General features: G+C 63.3%; 29 protein-coding genes. 25 read left to right on the top strand and 4 right to left on the bottom strand.

The genetic code is table 11. From position 1 onward, the window contains the following. Positions 1 to 17 precede the first annotated feature (17 nt). On the bottom strand, positions 18 to 875 hold the full coding sequence (gene dinD, locus BMOU_RS01295) for a DNA damage-inducible protein D (RefSeq protein WP_034874009.1): 858 nt from the start codon (positions 873 to 875) through the stop codon (positions 18 to 20). Positions 876 to 971: 96 nt separating this feature from the next. Further along, positions 972 to 1,367 carry a helix-turn-helix domain-containing protein gene (locus BMOU_RS11465; protein WP_235143629.1) on the bottom strand — a complete coding sequence of 132 codons (396 nt, stop codon included), beginning with the start codon at positions 1,365 to 1,367 and terminating at the stop codon, positions 972 to 974. 158 nt (positions 1,368 to 1,525) lie between these two features. Here BMOU_RS11465 and BMOU_RS01285 point away from each other — a divergent pair, with 158 nt between their 5' ends. Genes BMOU_RS01285 through BMOU_RS01275 form a run of 3 tightly spaced genes read left to right on the top strand, consistent with a single transcriptional unit; the run spans position 1,526 to position 2,482 of the window. Continuing rightward, a complete protein-coding gene (locus BMOU_RS01285) occupies positions 1,526 to 1,780 on the top strand; it encodes a helix-turn-helix domain-containing protein (protein ID WP_137648358.1) in 255 nt (84 codons plus the stop codon). A gap of 19 nt (positions 1,781 to 1,799) precedes the next feature. Then, positions 1,800 to 2,258: a hypothetical protein gene (locus tag BMOU_RS01280; protein ID WP_034874005.1), complete on the top strand. Its 459-nt coding sequence runs from the start codon at positions 1,800 to 1,802 to the stop codon at positions 2,256 to 2,258. Further along, positions 2,258 to 2,482 carry a hypothetical protein gene (locus tag BMOU_RS01275; protein WP_034874003.1) on the top strand — a complete coding sequence of 75 codons (225 nt, stop codon included), beginning with the start codon at positions 2,258 to 2,260 and terminating at the stop codon, positions 2,480 to 2,482. Before BMOU_RS01280 ends, BMOU_RS01275 begins: the two co-directional genes overlap by 1 nt. A gap of 91 nt (positions 2,483 to 2,573) precedes the next feature. Here the strand turns inward: BMOU_RS01275 and BMOU_RS01270 are convergent, their stop codons facing one another. Further along, on the bottom strand, positions 2,574 to 2,756 hold the full coding sequence (locus BMOU_RS01270; RefSeq protein ID WP_034874001.1) for a hypothetical protein: 183 nt from the start codon (positions 2,754 to 2,756) through the stop codon (positions 2,574 to 2,576). A gap of 134 nt (positions 2,757 to 2,890) precedes the next feature. Next, a complete protein-coding gene (locus BMOU_RS01265; RefSeq protein ID WP_034873999.1) occupies positions 2,891 to 3,505 on the bottom strand; it encodes a hypothetical protein in 615 nt (204 codons plus the stop codon). A gap of 32 nt (positions 3,506 to 3,537) precedes the next feature. On the opposite strand from BMOU_RS01265, the gene BMOU_RS01260 reads away from it, so the two are divergent. The 22 genes from BMOU_RS01260 (at position 3,538) to BMOU_RS11160 (ending at position 13,317) form a co-directional block, all read left to right on the top strand. Further along, positions 3,538 to 3,759, top strand: coding sequence for a MerR family transcriptional regulator (locus tag BMOU_RS01260; RefSeq protein WP_034873998.1), 222 nt, complete (start codon positions 3,538 to 3,540; stop codon positions 3,757 to 3,759). Positions 3,760 to 3,856: 97 nt separating this feature from the next. Further along, entirely contained in the window at positions 3,857 to 4,075 is a 219-nt protein-coding gene (locus BMOU_RS01255) for a hypothetical protein (RefSeq protein WP_034873996.1), read from the top strand. Further along, complete coding sequence (locus BMOU_RS01250; RefSeq protein WP_034873993.1) at positions 4,072 to 4,287, top strand: hypothetical protein; 216 nt, start codon at positions 4,072 to 4,074, stop codon at positions 4,285 to 4,287. The genes BMOU_RS01255 and BMOU_RS01250 overlap by 4 nt, the downstream gene beginning before the upstream one ends. 248 nt (positions 4,288 to 4,535) lie before the next feature. Then, complete coding sequence (locus BMOU_RS01245; RefSeq protein ID WP_034873991.1) at positions 4,536 to 4,817, top strand: hypothetical protein; 282 nt, start codon at positions 4,536 to 4,538, stop codon at positions 4,815 to 4,817. Between the two features lie 2 nt (positions 4,818 to 4,819). Further along, positions 4,820 to 5,359, top strand: coding sequence for a single-stranded DNA-binding protein (locus BMOU_RS01240; protein ID WP_034873989.1), 540 nt, complete (start codon positions 4,820 to 4,822; stop codon positions 5,357 to 5,359). 17 nt (positions 5,360 to 5,376) lie between these two features. Beyond that, on the top strand, positions 5,377 to 5,736 hold the full coding sequence (locus BMOU_RS01235) for a hypothetical protein (protein ID WP_051428846.1): 360 nt from the start codon (positions 5,377 to 5,379) through the stop codon (positions 5,734 to 5,736). Between the two features lie 21 nt (positions 5,737 to 5,757). Next, positions 5,758 to 6,741 (top strand): hypothetical protein, encoded by a 984-nt coding sequence (locus BMOU_RS01230; RefSeq protein WP_034873987.1) that lies wholly within the window; start codon positions 5,758 to 5,760, stop codon positions 6,739 to 6,741. Further along, positions 6,738 to 8,132: a ParB/RepB/Spo0J family partition protein gene (locus tag BMOU_RS01225; protein WP_034873985.1), complete on the top strand. Its 1,395-nt coding sequence runs from the start codon at positions 6,738 to 6,740 to the stop codon at positions 8,130 to 8,132. The genes BMOU_RS01230 and BMOU_RS01225 overlap by 4 nt, the downstream gene beginning before the upstream one ends. A 43-nt stretch (positions 8,133 to 8,175) precedes the next feature. Then, positions 8,176 to 8,463, top strand: coding sequence for a hypothetical protein (locus BMOU_RS01220; protein WP_034873983.1), 288 nt, complete (start codon positions 8,176 to 8,178; stop codon positions 8,461 to 8,463). Next, the gene (locus BMOU_RS01215) at positions 8,460 to 8,675 is read left to right on the top strand and encodes a hypothetical protein (RefSeq protein WP_034873981.1); all 216 of its coding nucleotides are present in this window, start codon (positions 8,460 to 8,462) and stop codon (positions 8,673 to 8,675) included. The genes BMOU_RS01220 and BMOU_RS01215 overlap by 4 nt, the downstream gene beginning before the upstream one ends. Further along, positions 8,672 to 9,073 (top strand): hypothetical protein, encoded by a 402-nt coding sequence (locus BMOU_RS01210; protein WP_034873978.1) that lies wholly within the window; start codon positions 8,672 to 8,674, stop codon positions 9,071 to 9,073. Before BMOU_RS01215 ends, BMOU_RS01210 begins: the two co-directional genes overlap by 4 nt. Then, complete coding sequence (locus BMOU_RS01205; protein ID WP_034873976.1) at positions 9,070 to 9,552, top strand: 3'-5' exonuclease family protein; 483 nt, start codon at positions 9,070 to 9,072, stop codon at positions 9,550 to 9,552. The genes BMOU_RS01210 and BMOU_RS01205 overlap by 4 nt, the downstream gene beginning before the upstream one ends. Further along, on the top strand, positions 9,549 to 9,797 hold the full coding sequence (locus tag BMOU_RS01200; RefSeq protein ID WP_137648360.1) for a hypothetical protein: 249 nt from the start codon (positions 9,549 to 9,551) through the stop codon (positions 9,795 to 9,797). The genes BMOU_RS01205 and BMOU_RS01200 overlap by 4 nt, the downstream gene beginning before the upstream one ends. A 1-nt stretch (position 9,798) precedes the next feature. Next, positions 9,799 to 10,065 carry a hypothetical protein gene (locus tag BMOU_RS01195; protein ID WP_034873973.1) on the top strand — a complete coding sequence of 89 codons (267 nt, stop codon included), beginning with the start codon at positions 9,799 to 9,801 and terminating at the stop codon, positions 10,063 to 10,065. Next, entirely contained in the window at positions 10,062 to 10,313 is a 252-nt protein-coding gene (locus tag BMOU_RS01190) for a hypothetical protein (RefSeq protein WP_034873971.1), read from the top strand. Before BMOU_RS01195 ends, BMOU_RS01190 begins: the two co-directional genes overlap by 4 nt. 6 nt (positions 10,314 to 10,319) lie before the next feature. Continuing rightward, positions 10,320 to 10,634 carry a hypothetical protein gene (locus BMOU_RS01185; RefSeq protein ID WP_034873969.1) on the top strand — a complete coding sequence of 105 codons (315 nt, stop codon included), beginning with the start codon at positions 10,320 to 10,322 and terminating at the stop codon, positions 10,632 to 10,634. After that, complete coding sequence (locus BMOU_RS01180) at positions 10,631 to 11,044, top strand: hypothetical protein (RefSeq protein WP_051428845.1); 414 nt, start codon at positions 10,631 to 10,633, stop codon at positions 11,042 to 11,044. Before BMOU_RS01185 ends, BMOU_RS01180 begins: the two co-directional genes overlap by 4 nt. After that, positions 11,034 to 11,603, top strand: a complete 570-nt coding sequence (locus tag BMOU_RS11375) for a helix-turn-helix transcriptional regulator (RefSeq protein ID WP_200864812.1) — start codon at positions 11,034 to 11,036, stop codon at positions 11,601 to 11,603. The genes BMOU_RS01180 and BMOU_RS11375 overlap by 11 nt, the downstream gene beginning before the upstream one ends. Then, positions 11,600 to 11,911, top strand: a complete 312-nt coding sequence (locus tag BMOU_RS01165) for a hypothetical protein (RefSeq protein WP_034873967.1) — start codon at positions 11,600 to 11,602, stop codon at positions 11,909 to 11,911. Before BMOU_RS11375 ends, BMOU_RS01165 begins: the two co-directional genes overlap by 4 nt. Next, complete coding sequence (locus BMOU_RS01160; protein WP_034873966.1) at positions 11,908 to 12,087, top strand: hypothetical protein; 180 nt, start codon at positions 11,908 to 11,910, stop codon at positions 12,085 to 12,087. The genes BMOU_RS01165 and BMOU_RS01160 overlap by 4 nt, the downstream gene beginning before the upstream one ends. A gap of 152 nt (positions 12,088 to 12,239) precedes the next feature. Beyond that, entirely contained in the window at positions 12,240 to 12,920 is a 681-nt protein-coding gene (locus tag BMOU_RS01155; protein ID WP_137648361.1) for a helix-turn-helix domain-containing protein, read from the top strand. Positions 12,921 to 12,987: 67 nt separating this feature from the next. Next, on the top strand, positions 12,988 to 13,317 hold the full coding sequence (locus BMOU_RS11160) for a hypothetical protein (RefSeq protein ID WP_051428844.1): 330 nt from the start codon (positions 12,988 to 12,990) through the stop codon (positions 13,315 to 13,317). The last annotated feature ends 52 nt before the right edge of the window (positions 13,318 to 13,369 follow it).

The raw sequence follows: 13,369 nt of genomic DNA, 5'->3' as shown, positions 1-13,369 counted from the left end.
ATGTGGATAGGGTGTCGTCATTCACCTGTTTTCGCGTCCTCGTCCCTGAATCCCGTGCCTTCGATGCGTTTCTCGTCGCGTTTCGCCCTGCGTTCGACCCTTTTGATGTCCTCCATCGCGGGGAGGTCCTCGGGTGCTATGCCGCGGTCGATGAGGCTTTTGCGTACCGCCTTGTTGTTGTCCACGTGTTCGCGGGTGATCGCGGGCGTTCCGTGCAGGTCCCGTTCCTGGATTCCGTAGTTCGTCATTTGGGTGGCGAGTTGTTTGGCGGTCACCGCGATGGGGTGGAGCCTGTCGGCCAGTGGCTGGTTTTTCGGCGCTTCGAGTTTGAGTTTCATGTCGGTGGTGCTCATGCCGAACAGTGCCTGGTCGCCGCGTGAGCGGATCATGCCGAAGTCCTTTTCGTTGACTCCGCGCTGGTATGCGAGGGAGCTGAGCTGTTTCTCCTCGGCGGTCAGCGCGTGCCGTCCGGCGATGCGCAGTATCTCGCCCATGCGTTGTTCCAGTAGTTCGGCGGTTCGTGTCTGTACGGCGAAATAGCTTTGCAGCAGTGCGACCTCTTCCTTGCGTGGGTCGCCGTTCTGGGCCGTCAGGTAGCAGGCGTAGCGTGTGAGTTTCACGTCGTCGATGGAGCGGATGGCGCCGCTTCCGAGTTCCACGTCTCGTTTGGTGTCGCGGAAATGCGCGTCGATTGGCTGTCCTGCGTTGCTGCATGAGACCCGTGCCTTTTCGATGACTTTGCTGAAGTTTCTCCATTCGGTGTATCGCATTTGTTCCATCAGGTCGCGTGCGTACCAGAATTCCACTTCGTTGTCGTCGGTGTGCATGATGGAGTCGAGCGTATTCGCGTGTTGTTCGATGTCGTTTCTGTCCATCTTTCCGTTCCTTTCGTGGTCGACCATTTTGTTGGCGCCAACAAAATGGTCTGTTCGTAGTGTTTCCAACGATCTCGGTTTGCAGGAGGTCTTTGGCTATTCTCTTGGCGTGTCCCGTTCCAGTTCCTTGTTTTTGTCCTGGTTGGCGGCCATGTCGTATTCCTCGGGGTGCGCGGCGATCCGGCTGATCGCCTCATCCGTAACAACAAACCCGCGAGCGCGGTCATCGTATTCGCGGGCACCATCAATTGAGGCAGATCCGCAAGCTGCTGCGATTAGCGAGAGAGCGTCTGGCAACCCAAAGAGGGGTGAGATACGGTCAAGTTCACTGATTGCCCAACTTCTTTTCCCGAGTACTCGGTCGCTGATATATCCTTTTGATCTGCCGTCAAGAGCCTTGGATAAATCTGCCTGGGTGACGTTCCTAGCTTCCATTGCTTGATTGATATACTGACGAATCACCGCGTCAGTGCGAGTTGTACTGCTGTCCATATCGATGACTGTATTCGAATTCTCGGTAAGCTACATCTTGATACCGTTCGGCGTGTCGCGTTTGCTATACCAAATATTCGGGATTATATTGAGGGCGTATTACCAAATATCCGGTAATTATCGAATGGTGTCCCGAATATTTGGGGATTGGAGGTGATGTGACAAGCAATGAATATGTGACGCGAGCAATCAAAGTGCGTATGGCTCGGCTTGGAATAACCCAATCCGATATCGCAGATGCGGCTGGCATCAATCGTGTGGTGATGAGCCGATACATGCGTAATCAGCGCGAATGGCCGATTCGGGTCTTGGACAAGATTGCTCCCGCATTGAGATGGCGGGACGGTCTTGACATCTTCCTTGCGGCAAAGACAGAAGAAAGAGACCAACAGACGGCGCTCGCTAGCGCTTGAATCGAAAGGATAATCCGAAATGAGCATCAACATCCCGGACGAAACCCCCAAAAAGGCCACGGATTGTCCGTTATGTGGCGGCAACCCGGAGATCCACGTGACGAAACATGTCTATTCGCTCAACCACAGGATGGATTACTTCGGCATATCCTGCCCGAACGGGCATGGCCCTGCAGAGGATGGCGTCTCGCGGGAATTCATGCTGAAACGGTGGAACGCCTGGGCGGCCAAGGCCACGTCGATTCTCTCGTCGCCAATCCGCCCGTGCCCGTTCTGCGGTCACATGCCACACGTCAAATCGAACGATCTGGGCCTCATACTCGACTGCGAATGCGACGGAACAAGCTCGAAAACGGTCTCGGATCCGGTCAGCGCCATCGAAGTCTGGGAGCGGGGCATCGAAAGACGAAAACGTCTCAACGCCGACGCCGAGTTCCTGAACGGGACCATCGCCCGGGCATCGGAAAAGGGTGCGTGATGGACAAGTCCGAGTACATAGGTTTCAACATCACCGACCTTTCGACGGGGAAGGCAAGCCGCATGGCCACCTACCTCTTCGCGCATTCCGGCAAGTGGATGGCGGAACTAGCGGGCAATTCGATCAGAGTCGATTCCATCGGCGACGGGAAAGCAATCGTGACCTTTCCGGCAATCGCGGAAGTGGACATGAAGGAATTCATGTCGATGTTGGGAGATGAGTGAGTGATGGGCATCTATGAATTGCGCCGCCGCCAGCTGAGGAACGGATTCTACACCGGCGGCGACTACACCAGTGCCGTCAAGGCGGCAAGGCTCACCTACGGACTTGGCGAATCAACAACTGCGTCTCGTCAACGGATTTATCCAGAAGCGTCATCGCATACGCGAGATCGTTCAATCCCTTCGCAAGCTCACGCTGCGAGTAATCCGTCGCCGAATTGGAGGCGTTATTGAAATGCGTTTGCGCGGAATGAAACCAGCTCGTCGCATTACTCATGATTCTTCTCCTAACTGTTCGGCCCGCACGTCGCAAATGCGGGATGACACCGATTTTAGGAGAGGGCCGGGCGGTTCTCCTAACGCCGCCCGGCATCATACACGACAAGGGGGTGCGTGATGTCAAAAGAGGATCTAATGTCTTTGGGTATTGGTGAGGCGTTGCTCGATCTCGTCGCTTCGTCTGCCGCCCAGCTCGGTCGTATAGACGACATGGACGTTGACCTTGCATCCGCCGCGTCCGATGAAAGTGAAGCCGGGCTGCGCGTTCAGACGGTCGACACCAGCTTGGTCTTCGAATATCTTCTGCGCGAAGAACTCATCTTCGAATACGATCTCGCCGAACGGCGCAACCTCATCGACATGCCGTTGCGCAACGGTCTGGTCTTCGTTGCGGATGAACACCTGCACGTCTCGTGCCATGTTGGGGCAGTCATTGACCAGGAAGACGGTCGAAGCGTCTCCATCGTACCCGACCCTCCACTTGTAGACCGTCTGGTCGGCGGTGACAGCCAACGCCCGCTGGCTGATCGAGTTCGCGTCTGCAGCTATCTCGTTCGCCTTTCCTGCAAGGCCGTTGGCCTGCTTGGCGATCCTCTTCGAGTCGATGGAGATCCGGTTGGCTTCCTCCGCCGTTCCGTTGGCATCCTTCGACAGCTTGTTGCCGCGATGCGTCTGGAACAGGGCGATGCAACCGGTGACGCAGCCGATCGCGGACAGGACGAGACCGATGACGTTGAACCAAACCATGTGAACGATTCTACGCGCGATGGAGGTGCGTGATGGCGTTACGGCAGATGATGACCACCGCCCAGGTGGCACGACTCTTCGGCGCCGAAACCCCGGCGGAAGTCAGGACCCGACAGGCGTATCTGGCCCAACTGAGATTCCGCGGACAGGGACCACGGTTCGTGAAGCACGGCCGCATGATCCTCTACCCGCAGGACGCGGTCGCCGAATGGCTCGAGGCCGGCGAGACCGACTGCACAAGGAGCATGCGATGAGCTGGATGGATGACGGCGGGTTCGTGATGAACCTCCTGCCGCACAGGAGACACCTCGATGGCGGCGGGATCGTCCGAACAGGTAGGGCGGCATCACGATGAGACTATCCACCCGCATCAGAACAAGACGCCTCCACCGCAGGCTCGACGCCGCAAGCTACGCGGCGATGTCCCTGTGGTCCGAAACGAGCCGAAGCGACAACCCCGACGAGGGAGAGCTGGCACCCGTCCTCTGGGAGATCCTGAAGGACATCGAGGCCCTGAGGGACGAGACGCTGGAACTCGCACGACACGCCAACCGGAAGGAGGAGCCATGAAGCGTCTCATGTCCGTGATCCTCATACAGCTATTGGCCGTGGCGTGGCTGCTGGCCCTTTACGTGCTGTTCGGCATGTCGGCCTGCACGCATCCGGTCGAGCATCTGCTCGCCATACCCGTGGCGGTCCTGCCGCCCGCCCTGCCCGTCATATGCCGGCTGGGTTCCGACGTGCGCGTCAGGCGCTGGCTCGCCGACCTGGACGGCGAATGAATGACCTGGACGGCTCCCGCATTCACATTGCAGGCACTCGTCATTCGCCCCGTGGGGCCGTCCGAGCGTCAAGGAAAAGACGTCAACACCACCGGCCGGGTGTCTTCTTCTCCTCCCGGCCGGCCCTGCCGGGGCCCGCGATGGCGGCGGGCGCCATGGATCCGCGTGTCCGGGACACGCGGGCGAACGGATGACGTGGTCCGAAACCACGCCCCGGCACAAGCATCCACAGAACAAGGAGTCCATTGATGAAACAGACATACAGGCCGGAGGGCGAGCGGTGGTTCGAGTGGCCTCTGACACCCGACAGCATCGGCATGAGCTCCGGCGAGCTGATCGCGGAGCTCTATGAGATCGTCAGCAAGCTCAACCACGACCGCGGCTGGGACCTCACCATGGTCGCGCCGGCACGCTTCGGCGACGTCATCATCGACAGGCAGGCCGGCTGCCTGCGTGCCAGGTGCGCGTGGAAGGCCAAGGATCCCGGCCAAATGGGTGCCGAACCGTCCACCTACGTCAAGGAGGCATAGCCATGGCCGCAGAGACCGTCATCACCGTCATCGGCAACCTGACCGCCGACCCGGAATTGAGGACCACCGGCCAGGGCACGCAGGTCGCGGGCTTCACCATCGCGTCCACGCCACGCAACTGGAACCGGCAGACCAACCAATACGAGGACGGAGCGGCCCTGTTCCTGCGATGCTCCGCATGGCGCGACCTTGCCACGCATTGCGCGCGGTCGCTGTCCAAGGGCATGCGCGTCATCGCGCAGGGCAGGCTCCAGCAGCGCTCCTACCAGGCGCGGGACGGCTCCAACCGCACCGTCATCGAACTGCAGGTCGACGAGATCGGCCCATCGCTCCGTTATGCCACGGCGCAGGTCTCCCGCACCGGCCACCGGCAGGAGGGCGGCATCTACGGCGATCCGGCCAGCCAACCGCCCGTGGCCAACACCGGGCCGGGCGGGTGGAGCCAGCAGCCACGACAGGCCACGCCGCAGCAACCCACCCAGGACATGCAGGAACCGACGGACGACCCGTGGGGCCAGCCCGCAGCCGAACCGGACTTCTAGAGGGAAGGAAACGAATCATGAGGAAAACGGAACAACAGGCGCTCATCCCGCAGGAGGCCACACCCGACCTGCTCATCGACCTCATCGGCAAGACCCAGCAGATCACCAAGGCCGCGGCCGGCGTGCTCAAGGCATGCCGTACCTGCATGGACACCAGGACCAAGAAGGAATACATCGAGAAATGGGGCGGGATCCACACCGTCACCGAGGCGGTCTACGACTGCGCCGACCTCGCGCAGCGCATCGTCGATGCCGGGCTGGCGATGGAGACCATGTGCGCGAAGCCGGCCGGCAGCCGTCAGATGATCCTCATCGACGACCTGCGGCGCAGCCTCGACATGGAACACGTCGATCCGTCCACCGGCGAAATCGACTGAACCACGAAAGGAGCAAGGGAGATGTGGTTCATTATCGACGACCAGATGGCCGACGACAGGCGCATCCGCCGTCTGCCGCTCGCCACGGTCGGCCTGTGGGTCAAGCTGTGCGTCATCCATTCCAAGGGCGTTTCGATGCAGTCCAAGGATCCGAACGCGTATCCGGGCCGCTTCGACAGACTGGACCTCAAGGACGCCGGCGGCACCATGAGGCAGCTCCAGCAGCTCATCGACGCCGGCCTCATGGAGGAGCATGACGGCGGCTGGCGTCCCGTCTACGCCGAGGGCATCTGCAAGGAGCCCAAGACGCTCTCGCCAGGGCAGCTCGAAGCGCGCCGCAAGGCCGGAAGCAGGGGAGGACGAAGCAAGGCCGCCAACCGGAAAGCCAAGCAAACATCTAGCAAGTTGCTAGCGAACGGCCAAGCAAACGGGGAGCAAGACGGTAGCGAAACGTCTAGCAAGTTGCTAGCAAACAGCCAAGCAAAAACGTGGCATAAAACCGATACCTATACCGATATACCCTTCCCGACCCCTCCCGCCGGCAAACCGAAGCAAACCGGAACCGAACCGCCGGACGCCGGCTACGAGCGGCTCGCCGAAACCTATCCCGGCACCGTCGGCGCGAAAGGCCGCAAACCCGACCTCGAAGCCCGAAGCCTGTACGCGAAGATCGCCGAGGACCCCGCCCAGCTCGCCCGGCTCCAATCCGCCGTCCGCCGATACCAGCGGGCCGTCAACGACGGCCAAGTCCGCTCCGGCCACATCCCACGGCTCAACACCTGGCTCCGCGACCAGTGGCAGACCTGGGCACCCGAACCCACCACACCGACCCGACCACACCGCCACACCTGGGACTGCGAACACGTCCACCGGCTCATGGACCCCCACGAAGACGAATACGACCACACCGGCAGCCTCAGAGACGGCCATCCCAGCGAATGGTGGCAGGCATGCCAGGCATGCGCGGAAAACCTCAACCAACAGACCAGCAAGGAGAAGCAATGAGCGACTACCAGAGCAACGAAATCAAGCTCATCAACACGAGCCTGATCGACCCGCACCCGGACAATCCACGCAAGAACATCGGCGACGTGTCCGACCTCGCGGCCAGCATCAAGGCCAACGGCCTGCTCTCGCCCCTGTCCGTCGTCCCCAACGGCAAACGCTACAGGGTCATCGCCGGCCACCGTCGCCTCCAGGCATGCAAACAGGCCGGCACCGGCGCCGTACCCTGCTTCGTGCTCGACCTCGACCCGCTCCAACAGCTCGAAGCCATGGTCACCGAGAACACACAGCGCGAACAACTCACCGTCCTCGAGGAAGCCGACGCCATCCAGGGCATGCTCGACCTCGGGGCCACCACCGCGAGCGTCGCCCACAGGCTCGGCCGAAGCAGCGACTACGTGCGCGACCGCAGCAAAGCCGCCAGCATCCCCGCCGAAATCCGCCGGACCCGCAGCGACTTCGACCAGATCACCATCGGCCAGCTGATCGTCATCAGCCGATACGGCGGCCAACCGGACCGTCAGGAACGCCTCGCACACGCCGCCGGCACATCGAACTTCGACTACATCCTCAACAGCATCGAACGCGAGGAGCATGACCACCGATGGTTCGAATCGATCGCCGCGCTCCTCGGGGACGAAACCACCGGCCTTAACCTCATCCCGGACCCGGAAAAACCGTTCAACGACCCCGAATGGCGTTACGACGGCTGGGTCGGTGCGGCCTCCGGCACACCCGAAGAGACGTTGGAGCGCCTCCGGGAGCAGCGGCCCGACGCGGTCTCCGTCCACGAGTCGTCCTGCCAGATCTACCTGTGGCGCCGTCGGGACCGGGCCGCCGCCTCCGCCGAGGAGGAACGACGGGCGCTCGAACGGGCCGAACGCGACGCGAGGATCCATGCGCTCGAGGAATACGCCGCCGCCTCCGCCACCAAACGCATGGCATGGCTGCACGCCAACCTCCACGCCATCAAACGCGCCAGACTCATCGAAACCACGGCGAGGCTCGGACTCCTGCAACTCGTCGACCCGGACCCGGACGGCTTCGCCAAGGCGCTCTCCACGTGGGACGACGTCAACTGCGGCCGCATGGAATACGAGAAGATTACCGGCATCACCGCCGAAGACGCCCCGCACGCCGCCCACGCCTGCCTGCAAACCGCCGACTGGCCACTGGAGGCCGTATCCGTTCTCGCCGCACGCATCGAATGGTTCATCGAACCATCCGACTGGTCCGACCAGGGAGACATCGACATAGCGCGCATCATCACCGCCTACTACCGGATCCTCGTGGACCTCGGCTACGAGCCGGCCGACGACGAGACCAGCCATCTCGGAACACTCCGCCAGGCCATCGAACAGGCCGACCAAGAAACGGAGGAGGACGAATGACGGCCGACCAACGCAACCAAAACCAACGAAAGGAAACCCAACCATGACAGCCAATCATGTCCCCGAAACCCCTGCGGACGGAGGCGACGCGATGAACAGGCCAAAAATCGTGGCGGACGCACAATACCGCCGCATCGGCCCCCTGCACGTGATCGTCACCCACGGCGTGACCGCGGAAACACCGCACGGCTTCGCATCCGTGAACCTGCAACGGCCGATCCGCTGCATCGCATGGAGCCTGCGGAAGGTCTGCACGAAAGCGGCCGACCATGTCTGGCCGATCGTCCAGGCCATGGGCGAGGACCTCGCGGCCGGAACGGAGGAATCATGAGCGACGACGAACAATCCACCAGCGAGCCGTCCGACCCGCGCGTGCTCGCCGCCGCCATCGCGCTCTGGGAATGCAACTGGGCACTGCCCGACCGGATCACGGGCCCCGCCGCACGACACTTCATGGCCGAGAACGAATGGATCCGCGCCGGCTTCATCCGACAGGCGCAACGCGTCATCGACGCGATCGACCGGATCGGGGACGACCGGTGAACGACGCCGAACTCGAAGCGGCGAAAAGGGCCGCGCTCGCACGCCAGGGCCATCACTGCCAGCGGTGCGGCCGCAACATCCACGACCCGGCCCTCTGGCCGGGCCGCAGCGGCCACCACCGGCAACTGCGCCGCACCGCGGATCCGCAGGTCCGGCACAGTCCCGAGAACATCATCGAACTGTGCGGGTCGGGCACGACCGGCTGCCACGGCTGGATCCACGCCCACATCGACGAGGCGCGGCGCAACGGCTGGATCGTGCCCGCCGGAAGCGAGCCCGCATCCACGCCCGTCAGGAACTGGACCGGCCGCTGGCAGCTCCTGCTGCCGGACGGCACGGCCAGGACACTCACCCCAGGCGAACTCATCGCCATCAGAACCAAGGAGGAACCCCAATGACCAGCAGACCCGACATGCTCCTATGGATGGACGTGGAAACCATGGGCCTCGACCCCGACACCGACATCCTGCTCGAAATCGGCATGCAGTGCACCAGCATGGACGCATCCGAAACCATCGACACGCTCCACCGCATCATCAGCCCCGACAAGGGCAGGCTCACCATCGGCGAGCGCGAGGTGACGGCGTTCGAATGCCATGCGGCCAACGGCCTGCTGAGGGAGGCACTTGAGGCCTATCCGTCGTGCGACAGGCAGTCGGCGGCCAATATGGCGGGAAAATTCGTGGCGGGGTTGGCGCAGCGGTTCACCCTGCATCCGGCCGGTTCGAATGTGGCGTTCGATCTTGACTGGCAGACGGTCGGACGGGATCCATACGACAGTGGCCACACATCGACGCATCGGGTCATGGACTGCATCGACCGTGACATCCGCGATTACATGGCGATGCTTGCCCAGGTCAGGGGAGTGGTCGTATGAGAGGGACCGTCAACCGTATGGCCGGCCGTGTGGGCGACGTCACGGCCACGCTGTTCACCGTCGCCGCGATGCTGCTCGTCCCGCATGCGGCCATCAGGCCGATCCTCGGCTATGGATGCGGATGGTGGATTCCGCTACGGTTGCTCGCCCTGCATGCGGCGCTGACCATCCTGCTACTCGCCGTCAGCCTCGCCTCCTACACCATAGCCGAGGCCACGGCATCACAGCCGCCGGAGGCGTACTGACATGGCCGGCAGGCAGGAGAGCGTCCTGATCGGGGTGGACACGCAGTACCGGGTCGCCGAGGCGATCTACCTGCGCTGGCATCGCAACGGGCACCGGCATCCACGCCCGTGGAACGAAATGGACCATGGGGACAGGGAGCCGTGGCGGCGTATCGCCATGGACGCCATACGCACGTTCCACCTCTCGCCCGAGATGCGGGACATGCTCGACGACGCCTACGACGAGGGATACGACGACGCAAGCCGACCGGAGGAGGACACGGAGTGAGCGTCATCATCCCACTGCGCAAATGGCGGACGGCCGACCCGGCCATCCCGACCGGCCGCCGCTGCATCGCCCGCACCGAACAGGACGTCATCATCGACGGCCGACTCGAACTATGCCGCGGCATGGACGGAACCGCATGGCTACGCTTCCAAGGCCTCGGCCGCAACATCATCCGCCATGACCCGAACGATCGTTCGAACAGCATGGCCGAAGGCATCCGAAACCTCACCATCCACACCAAGGAATGACACGAAATGAAAAGAAAAACCAAAATGGCGCTCGCCGACGGCGGGGAGGAACGGGATGCGCAAAACCCGTTCCAATGCCAACGCGACGAACTCGCCACGAGTGACATGCACGCCTGCGACCTGTGCGGCGGGTGGGTATCGAGTCCGGTCTATCAGGTTCTGCTGGCCTTCAACGGCCAAAGCAAGACGGCTACCGAGGTGTGCGCCGACTGTATGGATCGACTCGGATTCGAGCCGACCAGAGTGGTGCCATTGGAGGCATATCGGGATTATGAGCGTTGGGTTTATCGCGCATCCGGGGAAAGCGAGGATATGAAATGAGCGGGAGACGCAATCTGGCGGCGGCTCATACCGGGTACATGACCTGGGATCCGCCGGAGGTCCGTTGCCGTGGATGCGAGTGCCGCTTCGACTCGTGGCAGGCGTTCGGCGAGCACGTGGACGGTCTGCTCTCGGCCCCGCCGCGGTCCAGGGCGCAGGCCGTGAGGGACGTGCTGGCCGATCATCTGGGTGACTTCGGTTCGGACGGCGCCCTCGAGCCGTGCATCAACGGCCATGGTCGCATCGTTTGCGGCTGCGGCTGGATGGCGAAGGGCCCGGACGTCGGGGACTGGTACGACCATCTCGCCACCGCGATCCAGACCGGGCTGGACAGCGTGGCCGCCGAAGCGGTCGGGGGACACGCGACCGACAGTGAGCCGGGCGAGTGGGGAGATGGGTATGGAGGATAGGATGCTCAGATCCCGTGAGGCCGCGCGGATGATCGGGATCTCGCCCAGGACGTTGGCGAAGTGGCGTCAGAGGGGCGTCGGCCCGCAATGCGTGAGGTTGGGGTACAACCTCGTGGTCTACCGCCTTTCGGACATCGACGCATGGATACGAACGCGCGCGTGCTCCGCGCCGAAGGCCACCGCGGACGACCTCGAAGGGACCATAGGCCTTGACTGCACCGGCGGCCTCAATTCGGTCGATTACATCTCACGGCTCAGAGACGACCGAACGATCAAGACGGGTAAGGAAGAAAGCAAGGAAAGCGGAATGAAAGCCGAATACCACGAGCTCACCCGCCGTACGGACCGACTCAGGGACCTACTGGCCAAATACGCGGACGGCACGCTCGACTTCGAGCCCGCCTGTCCGATCGCACTGCTCAGCCGCCAGCTCGACGTCATGGACGAATACGCGCTCATCCTCCGCCGCCGAGCCAACATCGAGCACATCGATCTCGGAGAACAACTCATCGGCACAGGCATCCTCCGCGACACCAAACCAAACAGGGAGAACCAATGAGCAACGACATCGACACCAGCGCCAAACGCCTCGAACTCGCCAACCAGATCCGCGAGCGCTCGCGTGACATCGAACGGCGCATCGGCGAACTCACCGCGTTCATGTCCGCACAGCTCGGCGATGACGACCACGCCGTCGACGAACTGTGCGGCATCATGCTCGACACGCTCGTCAAATGCGCCAAACACGCGCACCACCTCATCGACGAGGCCGAGGCCCTCGACCACGCCGACAGGCGCGAGGAGGAGGAACACATGAGGGCGCTCGCCATGCGGCGCACGTTCGAGAGGATGGCGGGCGGGCAATGAGACGGCGGGCGGAGCGCAGGATCGTGGAACGTCACATCATGCAGGGCATGAGCGACATGGAGATCCTCAGGGTCATGCGCAATGGCATCACCATCGAACGCATCCGGAACATCCGGAGCCGGTGTTCCGGACCGGGGGACGCGTCGACGCCGCGGGACCGGTCCCATGGCGGATAAAAGGACAGGCCCCAACCCTTTCGAGCCGGAGCCTTGGAGACCATTCCTAATGGTACTCGCCCGAAAGGACTCAGATGGGAGCATGCGGATACTGCCGGCGGCCGGCCGGCGGAACATTGTGCAGGGACTGCGCGCGACGAATGGTCAGGGATGTGAACGACCTGGCGCGGCTCATCCCGGAACTGCGCGCATTGGCCGAACGCAAGGCGCGCATCGGCGGACGGGAGGGCGCCATGAACCATGCCGTGGCCGGCCTGCCGGTCAGCTGCGAATGGATGGACGTCCACGACGAGGCGCGTACGCTCATGCTGCGCGTGGCCGCCCTGGGCGAGATCCGCTGGATGCTCGCCCCGCCAGGGGCATGGAAGGGCGCATGGCGGTGGATCCTCGCCAACCATGCGAAGGTCACCTCAAGCCCGCAGGCCGGCGACCTGCTCGACGGGCTCGAACGGCTCCTGCACCATATCGACCGCGCCACCACGCCGTGCGACGGGCGCGTCACCGTGGTCGACTGCCCGTCCTGCGGGCAACGGCTCGCGGTGCCCGAACACATGGAATCCGGCCGGTGCCCTGCCTGCCATGACCGGCTCGATGACCTGCAGGGCCTCGTGCGAAGCCGGCTGAAGGACCTGCATGAACGCACATGGCAGGGCTCGCCGGCCGAGGCGGCCCTGTGGCTGACCGGCCATGCGGGCGTGCGCGTGACCCGCAAGCAGGTCACTGACTGGCTGCGCCGCGGCCGCCTGCCCAAGGCGCGGGCCCTGCGCCGGGGCGTATGGCTGTTCAACCTGGCCGAGCTCGTCGAGGTTGCGCAGGCCCCTGCCGCCGCGTAATATATACAGTGACTCGCACCCATGCGCCCACAGGGCTGGTGCTTTTCTCGTTAAGGAGCCCCGACCCATGGGCAATCCACGCTACGCCAACGGCCACCGGCGCCGTGAGGTCCAGGCCTACTGGAGGGCGCGCAAGGCCGACTGCTACATCTGCGGCCGGCCCATCGACTACACGCTCCGCCCGCCGGATCCATGGAGCTATGTGGTCGACGAGACCGTGGCCATCGCCAACGGCGGCCGCGTATGCAAGGCGAACAGCGGGCCGGCGCACCGCTGGTGCAACGCGGTCAAGGGCACGCACACGCTCGCATGGGCGCGCGCCGAGGTACGCCGCAGGCTCGCCGGCCACCGTCCGGGCACCGTCATCGCCGCCGACTGGGAATCGGCCGACTGGTAACCCCACGGGACCATACCCCCCACCCGGTTCGGGGGCGACCTCGGGTGCAGCG

It is taken from the genome of Bifidobacterium moukalabense DSM 27321 (assembly GCF_000522505.1).
GTDB lineage: Bacteria > Actinomycetota > Actinomycetes > Actinomycetales > Bifidobacteriaceae > Bifidobacterium > Bifidobacterium moukalabense.
The sequence above is the reverse complement of the archived record's forward strand: the minus strand, read 5'-3'. Positions and strand labels throughout refer to the sequence as shown.

Bases quoted from the DNA above. Each gene is read 5' to 3' on its own strand.
- BMOU_RS01250 (WP_034873993.1), top strand. From the start codon at position 4,072: ATGAAGCGTCTCATGTCCGTGATCCTCATACAGCTATTGGCCGTGGCG.
- BMOU_RS01260 (WP_034873998.1), top strand. From the start codon at position 3,538: ATGGCGTTACGGCAGATGATGACCACCGCCCAGGTGGCACGACTCTTC.
- BMOU_RS01265 (WP_034873999.1), bottom strand. From the start codon at position 3,505: ATGGTTTGGTTCAACGTCATCGGTCTCGTCCTGTCCGCGATCGGCTGC.
- BMOU_RS01255 (WP_034873996.1), top strand. From the start codon at position 3,857: ATGAGACTATCCACCCGCATCAGAACAAGACGCCTCCACCGCAGGCTC.
- BMOU_RS01280 (WP_034874005.1), top strand. From the start codon at position 1,800: ATGAGCATCAACATCCCGGACGAAACCCCCAAAAAGGCCACGGATTGT.
- BMOU_RS01215 (WP_034873981.1), top strand. From the start codon at position 8,460: ATGAGCGACGACGAACAATCCACCAGCGAGCCGTCCGACCCGCGCGTG.
- BMOU_RS01165 (WP_034873967.1), top strand. From the start codon at position 11,600: ATGAGCAACGACATCGACACCAGCGCCAAACGCCTCGAACTCGCCAAC.
- BMOU_RS01270 (WP_034874001.1), bottom strand. From the start codon at position 2,756: ATGAGTAATGCGACGAGCTGGTTTCATTCCGCGCAAACGCATTTCAAT.
- BMOU_RS11465 (WP_235143629.1), bottom strand. From the start codon at position 1,367: ATGGACAGCAGTACAACTCGCACTGACGCGGTGATTCGTCAGTATATC.
- BMOU_RS01275 (WP_034874003.1), top strand. From the start codon at position 2,258: ATGGACAAGTCCGAGTACATAGGTTTCAACATCACCGACCTTTCGACG.
- BMOU_RS11375 (WP_200864812.1), top strand. From the start codon at position 11,034: ATGGAGGATAGGATGCTCAGATCCCGTGAGGCCGCGCGGATGATCGGG.
- BMOU_RS01240 (WP_034873989.1), top strand. From the start codon at position 4,820: ATGGCCGCAGAGACCGTCATCACCGTCATCGGCAACCTGACCGCCGAC.
- BMOU_RS01180 (WP_051428845.1), top strand. From the start codon at position 10,631: ATGAGCGGGAGACGCAATCTGGCGGCGGCTCATACCGGGTACATGACC.
- BMOU_RS01225 (WP_034873985.1), top strand. From the start codon at position 6,738: ATGAGCGACTACCAGAGCAACGAAATCAAGCTCATCAACACGAGCCTG.
- BMOU_RS01160 (WP_034873966.1), top strand. From the start codon at position 11,908: ATGAGACGGCGGGCGGAGCGCAGGATCGTGGAACGTCACATCATGCAG.
- BMOU_RS01195 (WP_034873973.1), top strand. From the start codon at position 9,799: ATGGCCGGCAGGCAGGAGAGCGTCCTGATCGGGGTGGACACGCAGTAC.
- BMOU_RS01245 (WP_034873991.1), top strand. From the start codon at position 4,536: ATGAAACAGACATACAGGCCGGAGGGCGAGCGGTGGTTCGAGTGGCCT.
- dinD (WP_034874009.1), bottom strand. From the start codon at position 875: ATGGACAGAAACGACATCGAACAACACGCGAATACGCTCGACTCCATC.
- BMOU_RS01235 (WP_051428846.1), top strand. From the start codon at position 5,377: ATGAGGAAAACGGAACAACAGGCGCTCATCCCGCAGGAGGCCACACCC.
- BMOU_RS11160 (WP_051428844.1), top strand. From the start codon at position 12,988: ATGGGCAATCCACGCTACGCCAACGGCCACCGGCGCCGTGAGGTCCAG.
- BMOU_RS01200 (WP_137648360.1), top strand. From the start codon at position 9,549: ATGAGAGGGACCGTCAACCGTATGGCCGGCCGTGTGGGCGACGTCACG.
- BMOU_RS01220 (WP_034873983.1), top strand. From the start codon at position 8,176: ATGACAGCCAATCATGTCCCCGAAACCCCTGCGGACGGAGGCGACGCG.
- BMOU_RS01230 (WP_034873987.1), top strand. From the start codon at position 5,758: ATGTGGTTCATTATCGACGACCAGATGGCCGACGACAGGCGCATCCGC.
- BMOU_RS01185 (WP_034873969.1), top strand. From the start codon at position 10,320: ATGAAAAGAAAAACCAAAATGGCGCTCGCCGACGGCGGGGAGGAACGG.
- BMOU_RS01205 (WP_034873976.1), top strand. From the start codon at position 9,070: ATGACCAGCAGACCCGACATGCTCCTATGGATGGACGTGGAAACCATG.